This is a genomic window from Sporomusa sphaeroides DSM 2875 (assembly GCF_001941975.2).
Taxonomy (GTDB): Bacteria; Bacillota; Negativicutes; order Sporomusales; family Sporomusaceae; genus Sporomusa; species Sporomusa sphaeroides.
In genome coordinates this window covers 3,067,219-3,092,501 of record NZ_CP146991.1, presented here as the reverse complement: position 1 = coordinate 3,092,501, position 25,283 = coordinate 3,067,219, and the positions used below count along the sequence as shown (strand labels likewise).

At 46.8% G+C, this 25,283-nt stretch carries 24 protein-coding genes; 18 read left to right on the top strand and 6 right to left on the bottom strand.

Annotation, left to right across the window (positions count from 1 at the left end; translation table 11 throughout):
* The first annotated feature begins 262 nt into the window (after positions 1 to 262).
* From SPSPH_RS14470 to SPSPH_RS14425, 10 genes are all read left to right on the top strand, one after another.
* Positions 263 to 931 carry a DUF1638 domain-containing protein gene (locus tag SPSPH_RS14470; protein ID WP_075757524.1) on the top strand — a complete coding sequence of 223 codons (669 nt, stop codon included), beginning with the start codon at positions 263 to 265 and terminating at the stop codon, positions 929 to 931.
* Positions 921 to 2,762 (top strand): ASKHA domain-containing protein, encoded by a 1,842-nt coding sequence (locus tag SPSPH_RS14465; protein WP_075757525.1) that lies wholly within the window; start codon positions 921 to 923, stop codon positions 2,760 to 2,762. Before SPSPH_RS14470 ends, SPSPH_RS14465 begins: the two co-directional genes overlap by 11 nt.
* A gap of 51 nt (positions 2,763 to 2,813) precedes the next feature.
* Complete coding sequence (locus tag SPSPH_RS14460) at positions 2,814 to 4,085, top strand: PocR ligand-binding domain-containing protein (protein WP_075757526.1); 1,272 nt, start codon at positions 2,814 to 2,816, stop codon at positions 4,083 to 4,085.
* Positions 4,086 to 4,100: 15 nt separating this feature from the next.
* Positions 4,101 to 4,760, top strand: a complete 660-nt coding sequence (locus SPSPH_RS14455; protein ID WP_075757527.1) for a corrinoid protein — start codon at positions 4,101 to 4,103, stop codon at positions 4,758 to 4,760.
* A 241-nt stretch (positions 4,761 to 5,001) separates the two neighbouring features.
* Positions 5,002 to 5,640, top strand: a complete 639-nt coding sequence (locus SPSPH_RS14450) for a cobalamin B12-binding domain-containing protein (RefSeq protein WP_075757528.1) — start codon at positions 5,002 to 5,004, stop codon at positions 5,638 to 5,640.
* A 30-nt stretch (positions 5,641 to 5,670) separates the two neighbouring features.
* Positions 5,671 to 7,050 (top strand): methyltransferase MtaB domain-containing protein, encoded by a 1,380-nt coding sequence (locus SPSPH_RS14445; protein WP_075757529.1) that lies wholly within the window; start codon positions 5,671 to 5,673, stop codon positions 7,048 to 7,050.
* Between the two features lie 54 nt (positions 7,051 to 7,104).
* A complete protein-coding gene (locus SPSPH_RS14440; RefSeq protein WP_075757530.1) occupies positions 7,105 to 7,902 on the top strand; it encodes a methyltetrahydrofolate cobalamin methyltransferase in 798 nt (265 codons plus the stop codon).
* 181 nt (positions 7,903 to 8,083) lie between these two features.
* Complete coding sequence (locus SPSPH_RS14435; protein WP_075757531.1) at positions 8,084 to 8,677, top strand: GTP-binding protein; 594 nt, start codon at positions 8,084 to 8,086, stop codon at positions 8,675 to 8,677.
* Positions 8,670 to 9,077, top strand: coding sequence for a hypothetical protein (locus tag SPSPH_RS14430; protein ID WP_075757532.1), 408 nt, complete (start codon positions 8,670 to 8,672; stop codon positions 9,075 to 9,077). Before SPSPH_RS14435 ends, SPSPH_RS14430 begins: the two co-directional genes overlap by 8 nt.
* 45 nt (positions 9,078 to 9,122) lie before the next feature.
* A complete protein-coding gene (locus tag SPSPH_RS14425) occupies positions 9,123 to 9,497 on the top strand; it encodes a helix-turn-helix domain-containing protein (protein ID WP_075757533.1) in 375 nt (124 codons plus the stop codon).
* Positions 9,498 to 9,563: 66 nt separating this feature from the next.
* On the opposite strand, the gene SPSPH_RS14420 is transcribed toward SPSPH_RS14425, so the two are convergent.
* Positions 9,564 to 10,103, bottom strand: coding sequence for a hypothetical protein (locus SPSPH_RS14420; RefSeq protein ID WP_075757534.1), 540 nt, complete (start codon positions 10,101 to 10,103; stop codon positions 9,564 to 9,566).
* Between the two features lie 437 nt (positions 10,104 to 10,540).
* On the opposite strand from SPSPH_RS14420, the gene nspC reads away from it, so the two are divergent.
* The 5 genes from nspC (at position 10,541) to SPSPH_RS14395 (ending at position 16,517) form a co-directional block, all read left to right on the top strand.
* Complete coding sequence (nspC, locus tag SPSPH_RS14415; RefSeq protein ID WP_075757535.1) at positions 10,541 to 11,644, top strand: carboxynorspermidine decarboxylase; 1,104 nt, start codon at positions 10,541 to 10,543, stop codon at positions 11,642 to 11,644.
* A gap of 35 nt (positions 11,645 to 11,679) precedes the next feature.
* On the top strand, positions 11,680 to 12,939 hold the full coding sequence (locus tag SPSPH_RS14410) for a saccharopine dehydrogenase family protein (RefSeq protein ID WP_075757536.1): 1,260 nt from the start codon (positions 11,680 to 11,682) through the stop codon (positions 12,937 to 12,939).
* A 219-nt stretch (positions 12,940 to 13,158) separates the two neighbouring features.
* The gene (locus SPSPH_RS14405) at positions 13,159 to 14,313 is read left to right on the top strand and encodes an HD-GYP domain-containing protein (protein ID WP_075757537.1); all 1,155 of its coding nucleotides are present in this window, start codon (positions 13,159 to 13,161) and stop codon (positions 14,311 to 14,313) included.
* A gap of 342 nt (positions 14,314 to 14,655) precedes the next feature.
* A complete protein-coding gene (locus SPSPH_RS14400) occupies positions 14,656 to 16,218 on the top strand; it encodes an SLC13 family permease (protein WP_233139173.1) in 1,563 nt (520 codons plus the stop codon).
* A 101-nt stretch (positions 16,219 to 16,319) separates the two neighbouring features.
* Positions 16,320 to 16,517 (top strand): hypothetical protein, encoded by a 198-nt coding sequence (locus SPSPH_RS14395; RefSeq protein ID WP_075757538.1) that lies wholly within the window; start codon positions 16,320 to 16,322, stop codon positions 16,515 to 16,517.
* Positions 16,518 to 16,604: 87 nt separating this feature from the next.
* On the opposite strand, the gene SPSPH_RS14390 is transcribed toward SPSPH_RS14395, so the two are convergent.
* The 3 genes from SPSPH_RS14390 to SPSPH_RS14380 form a co-directional block, all read right to left on the bottom strand.
* Positions 16,605 to 17,612: a methyl-accepting chemotaxis protein gene (locus SPSPH_RS14390; RefSeq protein ID WP_075757539.1), complete on the bottom strand. Its 1,008-nt coding sequence runs from the start codon at positions 17,610 to 17,612 to the stop codon at positions 16,605 to 16,607.
* 273 nt (positions 17,613 to 17,885) lie between these two features.
* Positions 17,886 to 18,704 carry a 4-hydroxy-tetrahydrodipicolinate reductase gene (dapB, locus tag SPSPH_RS14385; RefSeq protein ID WP_075757540.1) on the bottom strand — a complete coding sequence of 273 codons (819 nt, stop codon included), beginning with the start codon at positions 18,702 to 18,704 and terminating at the stop codon, positions 17,886 to 17,888.
* Between the two features lie 153 nt (positions 18,705 to 18,857).
* Complete coding sequence (locus tag SPSPH_RS14380; RefSeq protein ID WP_075757541.1) at positions 18,858 to 19,169, bottom strand: zinc-ribbon domain containing protein; 312 nt, start codon at positions 19,167 to 19,169, stop codon at positions 18,858 to 18,860.
* 335 nt (positions 19,170 to 19,504) lie between these two features.
* Between SPSPH_RS14380 and SPSPH_RS14375 the strand changes: the two genes are divergently transcribed.
* Positions 19,505 to 20,743 carry a GDSL-type esterase/lipase family protein gene (locus SPSPH_RS14375; RefSeq protein ID WP_075757542.1) on the top strand — a complete coding sequence of 413 codons (1,239 nt, stop codon included), beginning with the start codon at positions 19,505 to 19,507 and terminating at the stop codon, positions 20,741 to 20,743.
* Between the two features lie 183 nt (positions 20,744 to 20,926).
* On the top strand, positions 20,927 to 21,502 hold the full coding sequence (locus tag SPSPH_RS14370) for an N-acetylmuramoyl-L-alanine amidase family protein (RefSeq protein WP_075757543.1): 576 nt from the start codon (positions 20,927 to 20,929) through the stop codon (positions 21,500 to 21,502).
* Positions 21,503 to 21,611: 109 nt separating this feature from the next.
* On the opposite strand, the gene fliB is transcribed toward SPSPH_RS14370, so the two are convergent.
* Positions 21,612 to 22,787: a flagellin lysine-N-methylase gene (gene fliB, locus SPSPH_RS14365; RefSeq protein WP_143559029.1), complete on the bottom strand. Its 1,176-nt coding sequence runs from the start codon at positions 22,785 to 22,787 to the stop codon at positions 21,612 to 21,614.
* Between the two features lie 134 nt (positions 22,788 to 22,921).
* On the opposite strand from fliB, the gene SPSPH_RS14360 reads away from it, so the two are divergent.
* Entirely contained in the window at positions 22,922 to 24,532 is a 1,611-nt protein-coding gene (locus SPSPH_RS14360; RefSeq protein WP_269147940.1) for an IS1182 family transposase, read from the top strand.
* Between the two features lie 214 nt (positions 24,533 to 24,746).
* Here SPSPH_RS14360 and SPSPH_RS14355 read toward each other — a convergent pair whose 3' ends face one another.
* Positions 24,747 to 25,166 carry a PaaI family thioesterase gene (locus SPSPH_RS14355; RefSeq protein ID WP_075757545.1) on the bottom strand — a complete coding sequence of 140 codons (420 nt, stop codon included), beginning with the start codon at positions 25,164 to 25,166 and terminating at the stop codon, positions 24,747 to 24,749.
* Positions 25,167 to 25,283: the final 117 nt, after the last annotated feature.

Sequence of the window (25,283 nt, the reverse complement as noted above, 5' to 3'; positions counted from 1 at the left end):
TGCGGTTATTTCCTGAAATAATCAAAGCTTGGGCTAACCGTTTACCGGTTAGGCAACCTGCAGGGGCTGACGTGCTAGCAACACGTCAGTCCTTTTCTTATATTATACCCACAGATTGTAAAATATGCAATTAGTCGGTGAGAATTTTACCGGTACCCAGGCCTTTGACTTTACACGGAAATATGTATATTATTAAATTAACTAATATGGTATAATTTTCTAACTAGTGTTGCTTTCTGTGATTAAGTTGGGGGAGGGCAAAATGAGAATTAAATTGCTTGGCTGCTGCTCAACCAGGAATGAAGTGCTGGGACTGGAGTTTGCCACCCGGATGGATTGTGAGTTTCTGGATTTTTCCCTGCATGCATTTCCCGAAAAGCTGCATCAGGAGCTGCAGCGGAGGATTGATGCCGGCCAGGATTATGACCTGATTATTCTGACCTATGGCAGGTGTTCCCATGCCACAGTGGGACTGGTTTCCGCCGCCGTGCCGATGGTGCTGCCCAACGCTCATGATTGCATCAGTTTATTACTGGGGTCGGATCGGCGGCGGCAAACACTGTCTGAACGAAATCCGGCAATCTATTATTTTAGTCAGGGCTGGCTGGACTATGGCCGGGACCCCTATGCGGAATATCTGGAATATGTGGATACATACGGAGAGGCCGATGCCCAATATCTGATTGAGACTCTCTATGGCAGGTACGAACAAGCGGTGTTTATCCGTACACCCTGTGAGGAGGATAAACTGGAGCAATATCGCCAAAAAGTAGCAAAGATTGCCGGCTTTTTTAATTGGACGATCAGTGAGGAAGCCGGAGATCTCGCCTTATTGGCTGCTGTTGTTACCGGTAAGCGTTTGCCGGAGATTGTCCGGGTGCCTCCGGGCACGCCGATAGTATTGGAGGAGGAGAATGAGTATGCTGATTAAGGTTAACTCTGAATCATTGGTTGTAACCGAGGGTGAAAACCTCATGTCCGCCCTGCTGCGCGGTAATTATCCGGTGACTAATATTTGCAACGGGCGGGGAACCTGCGGGAAATGCAAGGTACGAATCATCAGTGCTGCTCCGGAGCCGTCCGTGGTAGAATACGAAAAGCTGAGTGCCGGGGAGCTGGCGACGGGAATTCGTCTTGCCTGTCAGGTTGAACCTCGGCCGGGAATGGCGCTGGTTTGTGGGGATAGTGGTACGGTTGACCGCAAAGCCGGCCTGTTGTTTGCCCCCGAGCAGGCCAACAGTGAGTACTGCGGTTTGCGGCAGGTACAGGTTGAGCTTGACCGGCCAACTCTGGCGGATGAACGGGGGGACCGGGAACGGCTGCTGGCAAAGCTACAGGAAACCGGTTTGCCGGCTAACCTGACGATCGGCCTGACGCAGCTCAAAACTTTATCGTCAATATTACGCCAGGAAAAATTTGCTGTTACGGCAGTTTTATGGGATCAGCACATTCTGGCTGTGCTGCCGGGGAAGGAGAAAGTCCCTGTTTATGGGGCGGCCATTGATATTGGCACAACCAATATCGCGGTTGCGTTGTATGACCTGGAATCCGGGAAAAGAGTACAGTTGGCGGCTGCGGAAAATGGACAAACACGCTATGGAGCTGATGTCATTTCCCGCATTGATTTTGCTAATAAAGGTTCTGACAACCGGGTTTTGCTGCAGGAAGCGGTAGCCGGTACGATTAATCGTTTAGTGGAAGACGTGTGCAAGGCTGCCGGCATTGACAGCAGCCAGATTTACAAAGCGACTGTGGTGGGCAACACCACTATGCATCATTTGTTTTTAGGGCTTGATGTCTCCTATCTGGCCTTGTCGCCTTTTGTGTCGGTGTGTAATACCGCATTGGAGCTGACGGCCGGTGAAGTCGGCCTGGCGCTGCAGCCGCAGGCGAAAGTCGTCTTATTTCCCAATGTGGGTGGTTTTGTTGGCGGCGATACCCTGGGAGCTGTTCTGGGGTCGGAGGAACTCCTGGCAAAGGGGCGTCACCTGCTGATAGATATCGGTACAAACTGCGAATTGTACCTGCAGGACGGAGCCAATATGTGGGCTTGCTCTACTGCGGCCGGTCCTGCTTTTGAAGGGGCTGGAATTAATCATGGTATGCGGGCGCAGCCTGGCGCTATCGAGCGTGTGCTTATCGACGAGCAGGGAGTGACGCTCTCGGTCATCGGTGGCGGGACGGCCACCGGTATCTGCGGCTCCGGACTGATTGAAGCCGTGCAGCAAATGGCCCGGGCCGGGATCATAAGCCGGTCAGGCATGATCAGCAATCCTAATGATCCCGCGGTGCAGGACCAATTGGCACCTGAACTGATAAGCCGGATTCGTGACGGGGAGCAGAAACGGGAATTTGTTTTGGCCTATGGCCCGGACGGTAACGATGTTGTTTTAACCCAGCGTGATATTAGCCAGCTGCAATTGGCTAAAGGGGCGGTTTGTGCCGGTATCCGGACACTCTTAGATATTTCCGGACTTAGTATCGACGATTTGGATTCCATTGTGCTGGCAGGCACCTTTGCGACCCATCTCAATTTGGCAAGTACGGTGGATATCGGTCTGATTCCAGAGTTGAGCCTGCATAAATTGAAGACAGCAGGCAATGCCGCCCACGCCGGAGCCGTTAAGGCCCTGCTTGATCAAAGAACCTTTGCCGGCTTGCAGCAGCAGGCTGGTAATATTCGACACGTAGAATTGGGAGGAAGCGCGACCTTTAGCAACTATTTCATGGAAAGTATGTATATAGAACCATGTAAGCTATAATTGATCTGGCAGCAGTTATCGTATCTTTTTAGATTGGGGTGTTGGAAACCGATGAATGACAGAAATCTGGTTGATCTCCAATATCTCCAGGAAATTTTGGAGAATTTTTCCAAAGCGACCGGTCTACATGTGGCAATTGTCAATAAAAACGGGGAGTCGTTTGGCCTTTTTGATACTGTCGAGCGCTGCGCGTTTTGCCGGTATATCCGCAGTAAACCCAGCGGGGTAGCTAAATGCCGGGCGTCCTATAAACAGGCTACTCAGGAAGCCTCCAAATGGGAAGAGCCTTACTTTTTCCGCTGCCGTGCCGGAATGGTTATTTGGGCGGTGCCCATTAGTTTACGCGGTATTTCCCTGGGAAGTATTATCTGCAGCCAGGTGCTGCTCTGGAAACCGGATAAGTTTTTTTACCAGGAACTGCGCGAACTGAACCCGGAAGTAAATGATTTTGCCGAAATGGAGAGACTGGCAGGGCAGCTGGATGTCGTTGCCCCTGCCCGTTTCCAGGCGGCGGCCGATGTTTTGTATGTTACCGTCAACCAGCTGATGAAGCGGGACCTGCTTGTCCTGGAGAAGGTTGAAACCTATAAGATACAGCAGCGCATTCGCAAAGAGCTGGAAGACCGCAAACGCCAGCAGGACCCGGCAGCCAGGCAGGGGAACGATTATGCTGCTTATCTGCAGCGGGAGAGAAGTTTTCTCCGCTATATCCGTCTTGGTGATAAGGCCATGGCGGAGAAGAATCTGCATACTTTGTTGACCCAGCTGTTTGTGAAGACTACCGGCGAGCAGGCCATCATAAAATTACGTATCAGTGAACTGGCGACCATGGCTTCCCGCGCTGCGGTGGAAGGTGGCGCTGAGGCTGAAACCGTAATGGTACTGCTGGATACCTTCAATGAGAAGATTAATGAATGCCAACGCATGGAAGAATTTTTTTTCCACATGAAAAATCTGGTTATGGTGTTTTTGAATCGAAGTGCGCCGCTTGAGGATAAGAGACACCATGGGCTGGTGGGTGAGGCCAGAAGCTTTATTCTGGAACACTATTCACAGTCAATAAAAATCGACGATGTGGCGGCACAATTATTTATTAGTCCTTCGCACCTGTCACGGCTGTTTCGTCAGGAGCTTAATTGTACGGTTAATGATTATATCACCAGGGTGCGGGTAGAACAGGCTGTTGAGCTGATGAAAAAGCCGGAGCTCAGTGTCGCACAAGTCTCACAGGCAGTAGGTTTTCAAAGCCAGAGTTATTTTGCCAAGGTTTTTGCGAAATATATTGGGGTTGCACCGTTGGTTTACCGTAACAGTTTGTCTTAACTGGAGGGGATTGACGTGATTTATACCGAAATTACCGAGAAAGTCAAGACCGGCGATGCCGAAGCCGTGGTAGAATTGTGCAGTAAAGCGCTGGCGCAAGGGTATCCTGCCCTTGCTATTCTCGAGAAGGGGCTAATTGTCGGCATGGACCAGATTGCCGATAAATACAGTCACCGGCGGGTTATCGTGCCGGAAGTGCTGCTGTCTTCCCGCGCCATGCATGCCGGGTTGTCTGTTGTAGAACCGCAGTTAAAGTATAAGGTGAAGCGGCAGACAGGTACGATTGTCATCGGCACGGTAGCGGGAGATTTACATGATATCGGGAAAAACCTGGTGAAACTAACCGTAATGAGTACCGGCGCCCGGATTGTTGATTTGGGGATTGACGTAACTCCCCAGCGGTTCCTGCAGTGTGTGGAAAAAAACAAAGCTGAGATACTGATGATGGCGGCACTCTTGACTACGACAATGCCTGTTATGAAAAAGGTTATTAATGCGCTGGAGGACAGCGGTATACGTAAGGGCCTGATTGTTGCCGTGGGGGGCGCCCCGGTTGACGAAACCTTTGCCCGGGCAATTGGTGCCGATTGTTATTTTAAATGCGCTAAAGATGCCAAGAGTTTTCTTGAACATAACCTGAACAAAATTGTTATGAGACGGAGATTAGCCACATAACAGCCATAGCTTACCTTGCCAAAACAGAGCCGGCCGGCCCTTCGAGACTGAGGGCCGGCCGTTTTTTGCCTGTCTATTTGTTTTTCTATTCACATATTTACGGATGCACGGATTGTACTCAAAAGAGCAGTAATGGGGCGAATTTTCAGAATAGCAGCAATGCTATAATGAAATCAGTTAAAAGAGAATGTCGAAAGGGTTCATCAAACAAAAGACATAAAAAATAAAAGGAGGAAGAAAAATGGATTTTAATCAACTTTCGCTTTATGTACAACAAGGAAATGGTGTAAAAGTAAAAGAAATGGTATCTGAGGGTTTGGCACAAAAAGTGGATCCCACTGCACTACTAAATGAGGGATTAATTGAGGCTATGGCAGTTATCGGGGAAAAATTCAAAAATAATGAAATATATGTGCCTGAAATGTTAATGGCTGCCAAGGCAATGAATGCAGGGATGCAGGTGCTGGAACCGGTTCTAACCGCCACCGGCGTTAAGCCTATCGGCAAAGCTGTTATCGGTACCGTTAAAGGCGACCTGCATGATATCGGGAAAAACTTAGTCCGCATGATGCTGAAAGGCGCCGGTATCGAAATGTATGACTTGGGCATTGATGTGTCTGCACAGGCATTTTTAAGCAAGGCCCAGGAGGTTGGAGCCGACATGATATGCCTCTCGGCGCTGTTGACGACGACAATGCCTTATATGGACAGTGTAATCAAAGAATTTGAAAAGGCCGGTGTACGGAGCCAGTTCGTATTCATGATTGGCGGCGCTCCTGTCAGCGAGGCCTATGCCAAGAGCATAAATGCCGACTGCTATGCGGAAGATGCTGTAGTGGCGGTTGATGTTGCAAAAAAAATACTGGCGGGAAAACAATAATACGTAATACATTGAAGGAGGTATGGCAAAATGGCAAAAAGCTTTGAAAAATTAGCGTATAATTCGTTAAACGATTTTGTCTATGGCAGTGCTCCCAATCCTGTCAAATGCAAAAACGGGATGGTTATCGGCGGTGGTGAAATTTATCCGGAGCTTAACTTTACTTTGCCGCCCATGGAAGTTACGGCAAGCACTATGCCGGAGATCAAAGAGATTTATACCGAAATGATTAACGGAGTTCTCAAACGGGCCAAAGAGTTATATGCAACCGGACTTGTGGTGGAATTTGAAATGCTGCCGGAGATGACGCTGGTACCGGAATGGGGAATCGAAATCAGTAACCTGCTGCGCAATGCCATGTTTGAGTATGAAGCCAAATATGGGCTGAAAAGCGCTCTGCGCAGCACCCCCGGCGATGTGCGCGAATTTAAACGGCCGCCGTTAATGCGCAGTGGTGAGATCTTTGACAATCTTCTCAGGACAATAGAAGGATCAGCTAAAGGCGGGGCGGATTTTATCGCCATCGAATCCACCGGCGGTAAAGAAATCCATGACGATGCCCTGGTAAATGCCGATTTAACCAAGGTTATCTTTGCGCTGGGCGTTATGGGCACGCGGGATATGAAGTTCCTCTGGGAGCATATTGTGCGCATTGCCGGTGAAAATGGTTCCCAGGCAGCCGGCGATACGGCCTGCGGTTTTGCCAATACTGCCATGGTCCTGGCGCACAAAGGCTTTATCCCTAATGTGTTTGCGGCAGTAGTACGGGTAGCCAGTGTGGCCAGAACTCTCGCCGCTTATGAAGCCGGTGCTGTTGGTCCCAACAAGGACTGCGGTTATGAAGGCGTATATTGTAAAGCCATTGCGGGTGTACCTATTGCTATGGAAGGGAAATCGGCGGCGTGCGCTCATTTAAGCGCTGTCGGCAATATTGCCGCAGCCGTAGCCGATTTGTGGAGCAATGAATCTGTTACGCCGGTACGTCTCTTATCAGATATAGCCCCTGTGGTTTCGATTGAGCAGTTGATTTATGATTGCCGGCTGATGAATGTGGCCAAACAAAAAGGCTATAGCATTACCTTCAGGGATCTGCTCGCCGATTCTGACTCGAAATGGGACCCTCAGGCATATATTTTGCGGCCTGACGTTGTTATGGATCTTAGTAAGGAATTGGTCAAGGCCAAGACGCCTTTCCTGAAGACCAAAGCCGGTGCCAAGCTGGCTATTGATGCCATCAGAAAAGCTGTTGCCAATAATGAAGTGTTAATTGCCGAGCGTGAGAAAAACTGGCTGGATATTATGGATAATCAGGTAGCTGCTATTCCTGATGATGAAGAAAAATTCTGGCATGAAATTAAAGGCGAATTGGATCTGGATACGTTTATCCCTGCCGAGTACGATCTTAAGTAACTGACCGGTCAATTAAGGGGATCGGGGAAGCGCAGGCAGAAGGGGGAATACATCATGAACGTTGTTGGTGAGTTGATCAATTCCAGCCGCAAGGCTATCGCAGCGGCTATCGAGGCGCAGGATACCGCCGCCATTCAAAAAGTAGCCAAAGACCAGTTTGAAGCCGGAGCACATTATATTGATGTTAATGCTGGTATTTTTGTGGGAAAAGAAGCGGAATATCTCAAGTGGCTGGTAAAAATAGTGCAGGAAGCTGTTGATTTGCCGTGTTGTATTGACAGTCCTGACCCCAAGTGTGTGGAGCAGGGACTTGCCGTTCATAAAGGAACGGCGATGGTTAACTCCATCTCTTTGGAAAAAGACCGGTATTATGCGCTATTGCCGGTTATTGCCGGAACCGATCTCAAAGTTGTGGCTTTGTGCATGAGTGATGACGGTATGCCTGAGACTACGGAAGCCAGACTGAAAATTGCCGATAAGCTGATCAATAATCTGGTGCAGCACAATATACCGATTGATAATATCTATGTAGATGCTTTGGTTCAGCCGGTGGCTACCAGTGATTCTTTCGGGATTGAGTTTCTGGATGCCATACAGGTCATTACCGCTAACTTTCCGGGAGTCCATACTATCTGCGGCTTGTCCAATATCTCTTATGGATTGCCTAACCGGAAATTCATGAATCAAATGTTTGCCGTTATGGGAATTGCCAAGGGGTTGGATAGTTTGATTATTAATCCGCTGGATAAGGCTATGATGGCAAGCATAATTACGGCCGAAACGCTGGCCGGCCGGGATAATTTTTGCTGCAACTATCTTGAAGCCTATCGCCGGGATGCATTTGTCTGGTAGTTCTGTGGCAGTTAGGGGTTGTCTCCAAACCTATGGGGATAACCCCTTTACACTATAAACCTATCTATATTATATCGTGCTAACTAGTTTTGCAGGCGGCACCACCCGCCTGAACCTGTCAGATTCTTTAACGCGGAATACAGATGTTGTAAGATTCGGGAGTCTAGAGGAGGAGAAATTTATGCGGATTTTGCTCTTCGGCGGTTTTTTAGGATCCGGCAAAACGACAACCATATTACAGGTAGCCAAATACCTGACAGCTATACGGCAGGAAACGGTAGCCATTATTGAGAACGAGATTGGTGCAGACGGGATTGACGACCAGCTTTTCTCCCATAGCGGCCTGCAAGTAAAACGGTTATTTGGCGGCTGTGTGTGTTGCCAGATCACCAGTGATTTGATTAGTGCTGTCGGCGAAATTTATGAGACAATACATCCGGAATGGGTGATCATTGAGATGACAGGTCTGGCATATCCCTCAAAGACAGCCAAGTCGCTAAAAAAATATAGTAATGTTTACTCTTCATTCAAAACGGTAACTATCGTTGACCGGGGGCGATGGTCGGAGCTGATTGCTATGTTAAAGCCGCTGGTGCTTGGGCAGATAGCAGGCAGTGATTTAATTATCCTGAACAAAGCCGATCTGGACGGTGAGGATATCCGGAAAATTAACCAGGATTTACAGGAATTTGATGAGCGTCTGAAGGTGGTAATTGCCAGCGCAGCCCAGGAGTTGCCCCTTACCGTGCTTGAGGAGGTCGTTCGCTGTGACTGATGACGCTGCAATTTTTAGCCGGCATTACCGGATTCTTTTCGAAAAACCGATGACCACCGCACAAGCCGAGGAGCTATTGCGGGAATGTATCATGACCATTGGCCGGGGAGTAGCCTGTAACAACATCATTTTAGGCCATATCAAAATTCTGGCCAAATTATCAAAACTGGCGGTGGAGCATTTTCTCTTTTTGTCACTTACCCGCTTGGAGCAGGTGGATGTAATTCCTTCAAACTGCTGGAGGAATGTAAGCGGTATTGTCCTGGATTCGCTGGAACTGGAAGTAAATGTTCTGGTATTTGGCCATGCGCTAGGTGAAGTGGAAGCCAAGGTAGGAGAGGCGCTAAGGCAGCTGGGCGGGAGTATGGAAGAGGACAGTGCTATAGGTAGTTGCCGGTAATTTGTTTGGCGGGAGGCTTTATACCGTTTGGGAGGAAAGTAAGGGATGAAGTTTGGTGATAAAGTACGATATATCCGTTCCCGGTTTTCTCTTACTATTGAACAATTGGCTAAGCTGCTCAATGTAACTGAGTCGTACATATCACATATTGAAAACAATCGCCGGCAGTTAAGCCGTGATAAGATTGTAATGCTGGCGAAAAAACTTAATACCCCTGTGGAATTTTTTTTAATCGATGATGTGGAAACCTTGGAAGAAATCGAGCAGGCAGCAAAAGTCAGAACAATGCTGAATGATAAAAATTACTTTAACTATTTTGCTGTAGTGGGTCAGGCAATGGATGCTCGCGTAAGTCCGGAGCAATTAGCTCTGGCGATAGAATTTTTAAAACTTATAAACGGCTATAGACAAAAAAACTAACAACCAGTGGGAGTCGGCTGAAAAACCTTCTCCCGGTTGTTAGTTTTTTTATTTATCATGGAAATACTAGAAATTGTAACTTGCACCAAAGCCTACGCCGTCAAGTCTTGGAGCACCGTCTTCTTTGTAGGATTTGTAGCCAAGATGGAGGGCTGCTTGCTGGTTCAGCTTGTAATTTACGCCTGTTTGCCACTCGGTAGCAATGCTGCTGGAAGTTACCGAGGCATAGCCGTCAAGCTGCGGTGCCAGGTTGGCATTGGCGCCGACACCGTAAAACATTTTGTTTGGGCCGTCACTGTAGTTCCGGTTGCCAAGCATAAGGCGGATGTTTGGGTCCATCTTATAGTGTGCATAGACATCGGTAAAATTGGTGTGATATCCTGGAACCGTAAGGGTGTTTCTTTCGATACCAAGAATTACTCTGTCGGAAACTCCATTTTCCAGATAGAAGTTGTCACTATCAACATCCATCCCGGCTGCATCCAGGTTGTAGTGGTTATAGCCAATACTAGTCTCGTTTTGCTGTAAATCGGTAATAGGTGCGGCAAAACCGACACCGGCTACCAGCAGGCTGCCTGTGAGCAGGGTTGCAATTTTCTTTTTCATTCTATATCCTCCCTTAGAAATTGTTTTGGTTTACGATGGCTGTCAGAGGTTTGTTAGTGCCATCGACTTATCCAAAGCGTACCATGGAAATATGACAAAACTATGACAGCGGCCGGAAAAAAGGTGTAGCCGGGGAGGCTTGTCACTGATTGGCACTTTAGCCAGAGGCTGCCTATTGAAGAATTTTGGCATATTTGCCGCTAACAGAGCAAATAATAGCAAGCTTTGCCGATGTAGAAGGATTTTAAGCATAATTTTTGCTAGTTTTTAAAGAAATATCGACAAATGCGTGGATTTTTGCTATTATTAATGAGTAAAAATAAAAAAGTAGTGGTTACGCAGCAGGATGACACAGCTGCTTGGTTCATCAATCCGGTTTAGCGGGTTGCACAGGGCGAGGTGGCTCGTTTTTATGTCCAATAAAGGAGCGTTGAAGAATGAAAATTGCTACTCCCTACTATCTTATTGATGAGAAAAAATTGCTGCGCAATCTACAAATCATTGAGCAGGTACGTCAGCTATCCGGAGCCAAATCAGTACTGGCGCTCAAGTGTTTTTCCACTTGGTGTGTATTCGACTTGATGCGGCAGTATATGGACGGCACTACCTCCAGTTCTCTGTTTGAAGCCCGCCTGGGCTATGAGAAATTTGGCAAAGAGACTCACGCCTATTGTGTGGGTTATTCTGAGGAGGATATCCGGGAGATAACCGGCTTTGCCGACAAAATTATTTTTAATTCGGTTTCCCAGCTGGAGCGGTATTATGACCTGGCCAAGACTGCTAAACTTGGTTTGCGGGTAAACCCCGGCATCAGCCACTCTCATTTTGATCTGGCCGACCCGGCGCGCAAATATTCACGGCTGGGTGTGGTGGACAAAGCGGTGCTGACACAACAAATTTCCCGTCTCAGCGGCTTAATGTTTCATTATAATTGCGAAAATGATGATTTTGAAGGTTTTGCCGCCCAGTTGGATACCCTTGGCGAATGCTATGGAGATGTGCTCAGACAACTTCAATGGGTAAGTCTTGGCGGTGGGTTGTATTTTACCAAAGAGGGCTATCCGGTTGAAAAGTTTAGTAAAAAACTGGCAGACTTTGCTAATGCGTTTGACGTACAAGTCTATCTGGAACCGGGTGAGAGTGCGATTACCGGCTGTGCCGAACTTGTCACCACTGTGGTTGACTTGGTGCATAATGAGCAGGACATCGCTATTGTCGACGCATCGGTAGAAGGACATATGCTGGATTTATTGATATACAGGCTGTCAGCCAAGCTGGAGGGCGGCGATAACGGCAAGTATCCGTACATGGTTGCCGGACGCTCTTGTTTGGCAGGCGACGTTTTTGGCACTTTTAATTTTAAAGATAAACTGGAGGTCGGCAGTGAAATACGGTTTGCCGATGCCGCCGGTTATACGATGGTAAAGAAGAACTGGTTTAATGGACTCAAGATGCCGGCCATTGCTGTGCGAAGGCTGGATGATACGATAGAGGTTGTCCGCAAGTTTAGTTACGCGGATTTTGTAAATAGTTTATCCTAACAAAATAAATTTTTAGACAAGTGAAGGAGAGAGAAATGAAAAAAAATGTTTTGATCATCGGTGCCGGGGGCGTAGCCCATGTAGTCGCGCATAAATGCGCTATGAACAATGATGTGCTGGGCGATATTTGTATTGCCTCACGTACTCAGCAAAAGTGCGATGCCATTATTGAAAGCGTACTGCGAAAAAATCATTTGAAAGACTCAACAAAAAAACTGTATTCACGGACAGTGAATGCGTTGGATATTCCGTCTTTGATTGATTTAATCAAAGATACTCAGTCGGAAATTGTTATTAATGTAGGGCAGTCGTATATTAATATGTCGGTTTTGGAGGCTTGTATAGAAACCGGTGCCGTGTATATGGATACGGCTATTCATGAAGAACCAGACAAGGTTTGTGAGAATCCGCCCTGGTACGCTAACTATGAGTGGAAACGCAAAGAGCGCTGCGAGCAGCAGGGGATTACCGCAATTTTAGGCATCGGTTTTGATCCCGGGGTGGTTAATGCCTGGTGTGCGCTGGCCCAAAAAGAATATTTTGATACCATTGATACTATTGATATATTGGATGTTAATGCCGGCAGCCATGGCAAGTATTTTGCCACCAACTTCGATCCGGAGATTAACTTCCGGGAATTTAAGAAGGTATGGACCTGGATTGACCGCCAGTGGGTGCTGCAAAAAGTTCATTCCATAAGAATGGATTATGATTTCCCGGTGGTAGGGACCTGCCCGGTATATCTGACAGGTCATGATGAATTGCATTCGCTGTCAAAAAACATTGATGCAAACTCCATTCGTTTTTGGATGGGCTTTGGCGACCATTATCTGAATGTGTTTTCTGTTTTGAATAATATTGGACTGCTTTCGGAAAAACCGGTAAAAGTAGCCGAAGGCATAGAGATTGCGCCGATTAAAGTATTAAAAGCGGTGCTGCCTGATCCGTCGTCTTTGGCTCCCGGCTATACCGGCAAGACTTGCATCGGGAACTTTATCCGGGGTACCAAGGATAAAGCCAAGCGGGAAATCTTTATCTACAATACCTGTGATCATGCCGAATGCTATCAAGAAGTGGAGTCTCAGGCCATAAGCTATACGGCAGGGGTTCCGGCAGCAGCGGCGGCTATTTTGGTGGCCCGCGGCACCTGGGATGTAAAGCATATGGTGAATGTAGAGGAGCTGGACCCCAGGCCGTTTATCGATTTGCTGGATACCATGGGTCTGCCTACGGAAGTTGTTGAGTCTCCGGTACCCTTTACGCCACCGGTTATTACCTCATTAGAATCTGTTTAATAGTAGGCGGGATATATTACCCTCCTGCGGCTGCCATTTGGCAGCTGCAGGAGGGTATTTTGCTGCCGGCGGTTAACCTTCCCAGGCATACGCCAAAGGAGTGTAAGGACCGCATCAGCGGTTTTTTTTTTAAGAATTTTTATTTATCTTCGATAATATATATATAGATATATGTAAAGCTGGTAGGCGGCATGCTTATCATGGGAAGGAGTGGATTCTATGCAGCGCATATCTTTAGATGCAATACAGCCAGGCATGTACCTATCAAAACCGCTTTTTTTAGCCGATGGTACGGTTTTGCTTCATGAGGGCGTAGAAATTAAGGAACGGTATCTTCGGTATCTCCGCAATAAAGGTATTGATTCACTGTTTGTCGGCACACCTGAGTCGCAGGCAGCTGCTATTGAAATAGAGGATTTCAATACGCCCCAGGACCGGCAAGCGGCTATGGCGGCTGCCCGCGAGACCATCAATCAGTTTAGTGTCGGGAAAGGAATAAATCTTAGCCAGGTCAAGAATATGGTTAGTAATTTCATTAATCAGCTGGAGCAGGACCCGGCAATGATGCCTTACCTGCTGGATATACGCCGTAAAGAAGAGTACATGTTTTCCCATGCTGTTAATACTTGCATTTTGTCAGTCATGACAGGGCTTGCCATGGGCTATGATGAAAAACAGCTGCACGAACTGGGACTGGCAGCCATGCTGCATGATATCGGCAAAACTAAATTCTCCAAGCATTTGGCGCGGCAATTTCCTTATTATTTAACCAAATATGAAAAAGAAGAGTATAAGCGGCATTGTTTTTATTCCTTGGAGATATTGCGGGACTGTGATACCTTATCTGTCGATGTGCTTAATGCTTGCTTTCAGCATCACGAGCGCTGGAATGGCAGCGGCTATCCCCTGGGACTGACGGGAACTGCCATTTGCGAGTATGCACAAATTATCGGTATCGCGGATGTATATGACCGTTTGATTGCCGGGGTGCCTTACCGGCGGCCTACGCCGGTGTATTATGCGGTCGCCATTTTAAATCAGGCGGCAGGAAAGTATTTTAATCCGGCCATTGTCGACATCTTCACCCAGAATGTGGCCATCTATCCCATGGGTAAAATGGTGCGGCTCAATAATCAGCAGGGCGGCTTGATTCTGGGAACAGGCATAAACAGCAAAACCATTCCGGTGGTTCGCATTATATCCAGTCAGGACAGCCGTGTGATGAATCAGCTTGTCGAGCTTGACCTGAAGCGAAATCCGGACCTGTTCATTGTCGATTTTGAAGAATTATCCCCCAGTTATGCGCAGGCCTATAATGCCCAAATTTATCATCCGAAAGAACAGCAGACAGCACCGGAAACCTTCCTGACTTGAGTTGCAGTGACAGGTTAACAAGAGCAACCCCTAAGCGAAAATAAGCTTTTGAGGTTGCTCTTATTTATTATCCTGCTTGCGGAAAAATGATTTAAAAGAATACATGATTTTTTTCTGGGAATATATACAATTACACTAAACTGTGATATATTTTATTAATACTGCGAAAATTACAATTTGAGTAACTTCGCAGTATATTTAAGTCCGTAAAGAAAGAACAAAAAACAAGATGAAGACCGGACACGAAACATCAAAGGGGGTGAATACTGATCAAAGGAAGCTGATTAGCCATCATACTTTAATGATATACAGATAGTTACAGGTTAGAAAGGGAGGAGTAAAATGGAACCGACAAAAATGGGGAAAAATAATTCCCCTCAATTGGATTTAAAACTTTCGCAAGAAGAGCAGAAGTTTGATTATTGGCGTAAAACTATTGGTATTTTTCTTGGTCCTGCACTGGCTGTCCTTGTTTATCTTATACCCATAGCCGGGCTAAAGGCGCAGGCGCACGGACTTCTGGCAGTAGTTGTTTTTGTGGCGACCTGGTGGATTACTGAACCTGTTCCCATCCCGGTTACCTCCATGCTGGGGCCTGTTCTTGCCACTTTAATGGGAGTTGTTACTCCGACCCAGGCATTTGCGCCGTTTGCCAATCCACTCATTTTTCTGTTTATGGGCAGCTTTATGCTGGCGTCTGCTATGATGAATCATGGTTTGGACAAACGGTTTGCTTATGCGATTTTGTCAATGAAATGGGTTGGGTCCAGCCCGACTAGAATTTTATTAGCCTTAGGTCTTGTAACGGCACTTTGCTCGGGTTGGGTAAGCAATACGGCGACAACAGCCATGATGTTCCCGATAGCCATGGGCTTGCTAATGGCTATTAAAGATATGCATGCTACGGCTGGCAGGGAGCTTGAGCTTAGTAAGTATACTTATGCTACCGGCATTATGTTAATGGCAGGCTATGCTTCTTCTGTAGGTGGTGTATTAACACCTGTAGGGACTCCCCCTAACCTGATTATGGTCGGTCTCTTAGAACAAATGGGTGGAGTCAGGGTTTCTTTCTTTCAATGGATGATGTGGGGTTCGGTAGCTATGGTTGGGTATTTTATAATAGTCTTTGTTGTTCTTAAAAAAATGTTCCCTGCCGATGTCGATCATATTGAGGGGGCGGAGCAGTTAATCCGTGAACGCAGGGCTAGTCTTGGGCCATGGAAGACAGGGGAAATTAATGCAGTAGTTGCCTTTGCTGTGGCGGTAACCTTATGGGTTTTACCTGGTATTTTATCCATGCTTTACGGATCAGCCCATCCGATTTTGGCTACCTATAACAAATATTTTTCAGAAGCGGTTGTCGCCATGTTGGCCGGATTATTATTATTCCTTTTGCCGACAAGCTGGGCGGAAAGAAAATTTACGTTGTCCTGGGCTGAGGCGGTAAAAGGCATTGACTGGGGAACTCTGATTTTGTTCGGGGGCGGTCTGTCATTAGGTACTATGATGTACGGCACCGGCTTGTCTAAATGGCTTGGCGACGTTATTGTCTCAGCTAGCGGCGCCAACTCAGAAGTCGTTATTATTATAGTATTTTCTTTATTTTCTTTGCTCATGTCAGAGTTAACCTCCCATACTGCGGCCACTAATATGGTTGGCCCTTTAGGCATAACGGTAGCCATCTCGTCAGGCTTCAACCCGGTGCCTGTTGCCGTGGCAATTGCTCTTTCCTCTTCTTTGGGATTTATGCTCCCTGTATCTACGCCGCCTAACGCCATTGTCTATGGCAGTGGATATATTCCCATCACTAAAATGATTAAATCCGGGGCTATTATTGATATAATCGGCATTGTTTTGGTTACCATTCCACTTGTTCTGTATGTTGTTAAGTGGGTTGGTTTTTAAAGAAGGGGAGAGTAATTTACTGAAAGAATACTCATACTAACTGCAGGAATTTTCTGATTTTTGTCGAATACTTTAAAAAATTGGTAAAGGAGATGGTTCTCGTGACGGCTATTAGCTTAGGTTCTGCTAGTTTCTGGTACAGTGAAGACATGGAAGAACAGGTTGTGGTTTTAAACGGTGAATTCCTCTTATTGAATTCCAATACCAGAAGAGTGGAAAAGCTGGGGGGAACCATGGACGAAGCCAGGGAAGCGTTAAAAACATTGGGGAAATTCGAGGAATTTCCTGCGTTTAGTTAATAAAGCAGACTAACCTTCAGGCGGGTTTTACCCATCTGAAGGTTAGTTGCTTTTAGCCGGAATTTAGTCGTCCGAACAAATTTAATTTTAAATGGATGCACTGGCTATTGCTGACCAGTTTTTTCCTTTATAGGCGTTGTAACCGCGCGTATGGGCATAGCCGTAAATTTTGGTATTGCCACTGGGGTCTTTTTTGAAGCTAAAGCCGTAAGTTTCACCCCGCATAGCTTGCCGGGCTGCTTCCAGGTGCTTAAGATTATCGGTTAGAATGCCTTTGCGGCTAGGGTGGGCGATAACATAGCCATCCTTATTAATGATCGAGATATCGCCGTTTTTCCCGACACGGGCTGCGTCTAATATGTCATAAATATAATTCCAGTTAAAGCGGGAGGAGAAATAACCGATAATTTCTCCCGTATCGCTGCGAACCGGACAAGAGTAGGCTACTGTATGGAGTTTTTCTACGGACGAGAGGTATAGGTCGGTTACCGAAATGGCTTTAGCCGCTTTAACCTCTTGAAACCAGCTTTTATCAGCCATATTTTCACCAATGAGTTCACGGCGGACACCGCTGGCTACTATTGTACCTGTTGTATCAATTACATAAAGATCAAAATATACTTCATAAATTTCAACAAGTGTTTGCAGCAGACGGTTCGCCTGCTCAATCCGGTCAGGAGCCGTTGAGCAAAGCGCGTTTTTCACCTGCGAAAAACCTGCCCAGGCTTGCGCATCGCAATTACGCTCAAACAGGTTTCGGTCAATTTTATCAATGGTGTCATAGGCTAAGTCGGCGGTTCGCACGGCCATGACTTCGTTGGCTTTAGACTGAATGTTTTCGATGATTCTGGAACTTTCCTTGGTGGAGGAAAAACTGCGGGTGGCTAATTTTTTGATTTCATCGGCCACAACCCCAAAGCCTCGTCCCGATTCACCGGCCCGGGCAGCTTCGATAGCCGAGTTTAGTGACAGGAGATTGGTTTGCTGGGCAATTTCCTGAATGGTGCGGATAACACTCCCCATATCGTTGTTAGCACTTTTTAATTCACTAAGCAGGATGGATGCGTCGATAGTATGACTATTTGTTTTTTCCATATTTTATTTTCACCTCAAAAAGCATATGAGGCCTGTCTAAACATTAGACAGGCCTCATTGCCGTAATATTTATAATTATAGTAACAAAATGTAGCTTCTGTCAATACAATGCTTATCGGGAATAAACATTACCTAGCAGCCAAACAAAATAAGACTATCTTCCGGCAGGAAGGTAGTCTTATTCTATCTGATAGAAAGCATCACTTTTATCGTGTTACTGTCAGTGATATCCATCGATTAACTAAACACCTCAGTACACTATAGTTTTGTACGTTATGCGGGATCTTCCTTTTCCAATTCAATGGTTTTGGGATGCATGACGGCATGCTGGCGTCGCTGCCGGCGCTCGGAATCAAAAATGTCGCTCATTTCATAAAATCCGGTTTTGCCTGCGATAAACTGGGCCGCTTTATAAGCACCTTGCGCAAAAGCCACTCTGGAGAAGGATTCATGTGAAATTTCAAGTTTGTCAAATTCGCCGCATATTGAAACCTTGTGCTTGCCGACAATACCACCGGCTCTGACAACATGCTCAGGAATCTCTTTCTGCGTTGCCAGCCCGTTGCGAATTTTATTGGCAATCTTCATAGCAGTACCTGATGGCCGATCCTTTTTGTATTTGTGATGCTCTTCAAAAACATCAAAATCATAATCACCCAGTATTTCTGCAGCGATTTCTGCCATCAGCATCAGCACATTAACCCCATAAGTAATATTGGGAGCCATTACGATGCCGATATTTCCCTTATCAGCCAAGGCTTTGAATTTTTCAATCTCGGCCCGGTCATACTCGGTTACCGCTGTTACCACATTTACACCGCACTTAGCCAAGGTGTGAATGTTTTCTTTGAGAAAGTGATGACTGGAAAAGTCAATCAGTACATCAGGCTTCTTGTGAAAAAGCTTTTTTTCTAAATGAGCGGTTGTTTCGAGCATGATTCCTGTGGGTTTGATGTTTAGTAACTCACCCAGATCACTATTGGCACTTAGACTGTTTGGCTTACAAAGTACCATGGCGAGGGCATCCTGTTCCAAAAGATACTCTGCTACAATTCTTCCCGTTCTCCCCAAGCCGACAAGCGCAATTTTCATCCATCTACCCCCCAGAAATTTACTTACAATTATTTACTTACAATTATATTTTACAACAGGAGTTGTTAGTTGTCAATTGGGTCTGCCTGGCCTTTTTTAAAAAAAAAGAGAAATAAAAAAACCCTTGCCGTTAAAGCAAGGGTTTTTGAAATCTTAGTAGCGTCTGCCGCTTTGTTGGTTGAAGCAGTCTCTGCAGTATACAGGACGATCGCTGCTAGGACGGAACGGAACTTGGGTTTCAACACCACAAGCTGCACAGGTTACGTCATGCATTTCACGTTGTTGGAAGCCGGAGTTACGACCAGCGCCACCACGGTTGTTTTGTTGTTTGCGAGCTGCACGGCATTCAGGGCAGCGGCCAGGTTCGTTAGTGAAACCTTTTTCTGCGAAGAAATCCTGTTCAGATGCTGAGAATACGAACTCAGCGCCGCAGTCGCGGCAAGATAAAGTTTTGTCTTGGGCCATGTTAAATGACCTCCTCATAATAGATTACCCTACTTTAGCTTAGAAGATTTACTCATTGGGCTTCTCTAATAATGAGAAGGACTAATGGAAAAATTTCTTGGGCCGCTGGGCTAAGATAACTATACTATTATTTTGGCAAAAAGTCAAAGCTTTTTTCCAAAAATAATGGTAGTAATAATAAAAAAAAACAGAATTTGGGTTGGCGGACTACTAAAGAACGCAGCAGGATGGCGGGGTATACTTTCCAGGGAGGACAAGCAGGAGTTTGCTTATGAATCAAGAATTGTAAATTGTTATCCCATTCTGGATTATGTGATATAAGCGGAGGCGAAGTTTTGAGACTGGTAAAAATAATAGCCATCATGGCAAGTATAGTTTTTTTCACTATAACAACAACCGCACAGGCAGGAAAAATTCAGTTATTATGGCCCAATGCGGTGGATGCGGTAATGTATGAACTGGAAATAGCCGGTATTGCAGTGAGGGAAGATACCCCCGCACCGCAAGAGCAGGTATTTTATACAGCCACTAACGTATATACACCGGGTGTGGAGCTGGACTTGGCTCTGTTTGAGCAACAGGATCTGGAAAAACTGTATTACCGGGTTCGCCCCCTGGATTTGGAGAAGAAGCCGGTAGGGACTTTTACGCGGTCGGTGGCACTCTCGCGGGCAGAATTAAATCCGGGGAAGCCAACTGTGACTACTCTTTTTAGCGGGCATCCGGTTCCGTTATATCCGGTATATGCGTGGATTCCTGTTTTAGGGGCTGCCCGGTATGAGATTGAAGTGACAGACCGGTTGCCGGAAATGCAAAATGGCACTGAACCGTCTCGCTATCGGGTACGGTCTTATTCTATGGGGCCGGGGTTTGATTTTTATGATACAGAACCGTTTACTCAGGACGGCAGGTATTATTGGCGGGTAATAGCTTTGGATCAGGATGATCAGGCTCTGGGAACCTACTCTGAGGCTGTTCCGTTTTCAATAGATACAGGCAGGTATCAATGGGCTATTTACGGCGACAGCATTACCCATGGCGGGGGAGCGGTATCCAACCCGCCTTCTGACGCGCGGTTTGATTATTCCTATTACTTGTCGGTTCCGGTAAAGAATCTGGGTAAAAGCGGTGATACGGCCGAGGCTCTGGTAGAACGGTTTGAAGCCGAGGTTTTGCCTTTTAAGCCGAAGTATTTGCTGATTTTGGGAGGTACAAACAGTATTAGAGGCGGGGCTGCGGCAAAAGAAGTGATTGACTCGTTGAAGGCTATTAAGAAAAAATGCAGGAAAAATGGCATCAAGCCCATCTTTTTGACCCTTCCTCCCTTAAATCCGGATCGCATACAACAGGTGTTTAATCAGGATACTGCCGCAAACTGGCAGCAGGAATTGGCAAAAGTCAATGCCTTTATCAAAACCCAGCCGGACTATATTGACATATACTCTGTTTTGGTGGATGAAAATGGTTTGCTGCCGGTAAAGTATGCGCAGGACGGGCTTCACCCGGATATTGCGGGCAAGCGGCTTATGGGGCAGGCGGTAAATGCGTATATCAGCCATTTTGCCGGATATTAGCAGGCCTGTTTTTTAAAAATCACCTGTTTACTTTTGCTGTAGCAAAAGTAAAAAAACGTTGACGTTTAACAGCAGGGGTGTAAAAGAATATAATATTACAGGTGCTGATAGAAAAATGCTATGTAAAGCTTTTCTTTATACCAGGATTGCTTGTATAGCAACACCTAAAGGAGGAGGTTTTCTGTGGCGAAGATATGTATTGATCCCGGACATGCGGGCGGGAATACCGATCCGGGTGCGGTTAACCCCATAACCGGTTTGCAGGAAGCTGACATAAATCTGGCAGTCGCTAAATTGGTGAAACATTATCTGGAGGTGGTTGGTTATCAGATTTTGTTAACAAGGACTGAGCAGGAGCAGCCTGAAACCGATAGCTTGGGTTACCGGTGCCGGCTTGCCAATGAATGGGATGCTGATTTGGTGGTTTCTATTCATTGCAATTCAGCAACCAGCGCACAAGCTAATGGTACGGAGATCTATACAACCGTGGGGCAGACGCTGAGTGACCGTCTGGCTACCTGTATTATTAATCAGGTGACGGCAACTTTTCCCGATTTGCGGCTGCGGGCCGACTGGGATGATGGCGACCCGGACAAGGAACAGAACTTTTTTATATTAAGATATACAGACGCTCCGGCAGTGCTTTTGGAAATGGCGTTTATTTCAAACCCGAAGGAAGCGGCAAACCTGGCAGATCCGGCTTGGCAAAATGAAATGGCGCGCGCTGTGGCAAGGGGAGTAACTGATTATTATCTATAAGTATTGCGGGAAAGAGCCATTGCGGTAAAACTTGTAAGGGCTGTGTGAAAACTTATCTCTAGGTTTTCACACAGCCCTTATTATGCAATATTTTAATAGAATGTGCCTGTTACAAAAAAGATTGCTCTGGCGGCTGCGCGTAAAACCAATTTTCGTAGAAAATGTTTTCCACATCATAGATTGCCTGGAGCAGAAGTGGTTTATTGACAACCTGGCGGGTGATAATGGCGTAGGCTACGGCAAAGAAGATTACCGCATCATGGAGGAAGGTCATTCTTAAATACGCCGTTTCAAATGTTTGAAAAAAGAAATGCTTGCTGAGTACAAAATTTACCAGATAGTTTTCCAGGAGTGGGCTAACATCCTTTTGGGCCGGGAAATAGTATTTTTCCAGCGTCTGCAAATATTGAGCAGGATTTAGCGGCGGTACTGTCAGCCGTATGGAAAAGGTGGCTTCCTCCAAAGACAAAATGGTATCCAAAGCGACCACCAACAGCAGGCTTCGCAATAACTGGGAGGAGCGCCCCGAACCATGCTCAGACAAATATTTTTGGCAAAATAAGCGAAAGCTGCCAAGCTGCTTATCGGGCGGCAAAGCTTGCGGGCATGAGGAGCAGCCGGCGGCTGCAACCATTATCAACCGTTCGCCGACGGAGTATTCCGTACGCTGTAATATTTGCACCAGAGAGTTTTCGAGGCGGTAGTAATGGTGACGAATGTCATCCGGGGACTGATTTTCCGGAAAATACCACTTGAAGGTGTTGGGCCGGGCAAAATAAAAGGGCGGCTCAGGCTGCTCAGCAGCGTAGGGTAATTCGGTTATGGTGATGGGATGATGGAGCAGGGTGTCGACTGCCGTCCGGCAGGATAGTGACAAGGCAAACTCCCAGCCGCGTTTTGAGGCGAATACCCGCCGGGGATATAGCTTGCATACATCTGGCAGGAATTCTTGTCCAAGCTGTACCTGAATGCTGCAAAGATTATTATCGTCCAGAAAGACGCAGTTGCCGTTGCTGGCAAACCGGACGAACTGGCCGTTGGTTTCAACGCTAATGTTTTTATATAGTTTCTGCTGGCGGCCCAGCAGGCTGTACTGGTCATATAACTTTTCACAGGATGTATCGTCTATTTCTATCCGCCATTTATTGGTGCAGCAACGGGTGCACCGGCTGCAGGAAAAGCCCATGACATGGCTGGGAACCCGTTGGGTCTGGGGATATTGTAACCGGGTCAGAGTAATCGCCCCCTTCAGCAACACTGTAACATTATTATTACTATTCCTCAAGTGCGGCCGGGATACCGCATTTCCGAATTAACGATATAATAGGAAAACGGGGCTGTCGCATTAGGAAAGCCTCACAACAAAAAAATGGCAACCGACAGTAGTCGGGAGCCATTTTTTTGTTGTAAAATCAGTTTGTGCTAACTGAAAAATTACAAGCAAATTATACAACAGATGGAAACATATATCAACTAGTCTTACCCATGGACATCGGAGATATAATCCCGGCAGATGATTCGGTGCGACTACTCAGCGCGGTATTGGAAAGGATGGATTACAGCAAATTAGAGGCCGCGTACTCCCGTCTGGGCAGAATCGAGAGATCACCGAAACGTCTATTCAAAATCCTGGTCTATGGCTACATGAACGGCATCTATTCCAGCCGTAAGCTCGAACAGGCCTGTCGGCGGGATGTGAACTTCATCTATTTGTTGGGACGGGAAAAAGCCCCCGATCACGCGACTATTGCCCGGTTTCGCAGTGAACGACTGACTGAGGTGATAGACGACCTGTTCGCCCAGCTTGTCGGACAGTTGGCCGATGCAGGTGAATTGTCACTGTCGAGCGTATTTATCGACGGCACCAAGCTGGAGGCCAATGCCAACCGCTACAGCTTTGTCTGGAAGAAATCAACACAAAGCAATGAACAAAAGATGCAGGCCAAAATGAAAGTACAATTGCCGGTCCTTGCAGCAAAGCTGGGACTGCGCTTTCACGTCGGCCAGAAGATCAAAGCCAAAGACCTGAAAAAGCTGCGCAAACAGCTCAAAGTGCTGCAGGCGCGACAAGGCATCGTCTTTGTTAACGGTAAGGGGCAGCGTAAAAGTGTGCTGCAGCGGGCGGTGGAAACGGTGGAACAATACCTTCTCCGACAGAAAAAATATGACGACTACAACCACAGCTTCGGGGAACGCAACAGCTTTTCCAAAACCGACCGCGACGCCACGTTCCTGCGGATGAAAGAAGACCACATGAAAAACGGGCAGTTAAAGCCCGGCTACAATGCCACCTTGGCAGTGGATGCCGAATATATCGTAGGTGCCACTATCACTCAGGAGCGAAGCGACAGCCAGACCTTAATTCCAATGCTCAAGAAGCTTCAGGGATTGGGCTATACCAAGCCGGTAGCAGACGCAGGCTTTGAGAGCGAGGAAAACTACACCTGGTGCGAAGAAAACAAACTAACCGCGTTCATTAAACCGGCCAATTATGAAAAGGCCAAAACCCGCAAGTACAAGAGCGATATCGGCAGGCGGGAAAATATGCCCTACGCTGAGAGCAGTGACAGCTATCGCTGCCACAAGGGCCACCCAATCCGGGCGGCATATGAGAAAAAGACCCGGTCTAAGGCGGGCTATGCCATTGTGACAACAGTCTACACCTGCACCGAGTGTGCCGGCTGTGAGCATAAGGCCCAATGCATCAAAGGGAAAAGCAAGACACCGCTTGAAGAGAGGAGCAAGAACCTGTATGTATCCAAAACCTTTCTCCGACAAAGGCGGCAAATGCAGGAGCGTATCCAAAGCAAAGCAGGCATCCTGCTGCGCCTAAACCGTTCCATTCAGGTAGAGGGAGCCTTTGGGGTACTCAAACAGGACATGGGCTTCCGGCGATTTCTGCTGAGGAGCAGCATCAAAGTGCAGACGGAATTTCTCTTACTGTGTATGGGGTACAACCTAAACAAACTCCACAACAAGATCCAAAAGGACCGGTGTGGAACCTATTTACATATTCCTAAAACAGCCTGACAAGCATATACATATTTTTTCTTAGGGGGAAAGCTTTCCTCTGTTTTGTCATGCCCATAAGCCCGCCAGTGGGTTTATTTTTCTGCGTTTGTCTGCCTGTTTCTTGCCTGTTTACTCAAAAAAAGGGCGTCGCTTTGCGTTTTTTTGAAAAAACGTTTTGCGACAGCCCCGTTTTTTTATTGCGGCTGTTTGCTCTATTGCCCGGGAGGGGCATCTACAGAAAGGTTCCTGTTACAAAGAAGGTGGCTCTGGCTTTAACGAGCAAATTGCGGCTGCTGTTAACAATCTCAGCTTCGGCAACCATCGTTGACCTGCCGTTGTGAATTAATGTGCCGGTGGCAATGATGGCTTCCTGGCATTCGACGCCCCGGATATAGTTTAAATTCATATCCAGGGTCACAACTTTTTTGCCGGTAGTGGCGCAGGCCATTCCCATAGCGGTATCGGCCAGGGAAGCCAATGCTCCGCCATGGGCCATATTGTACAGATTGGTATGCTTGTCTGCCAGCACGGGCATCGACAGCTTTACTGTGCCTTCGCCTAATTCTTCAATCTTCATCTGCAGCAGGTTTACAAAAGGATTATGAGCGTAAAGTTCATATAAATGCATTTTAAGCTGCTCTTGCTTGGTCATATTCTGCCTCCAGGAAAGTGATGGTTATTATTGTAACATAGTTTTGGCTGCAGTGCATTAAAGAATAAGCGGCCTCTTGGCGTAGGTAGGATAATTTATTTTGGCAGCGAATAAGTT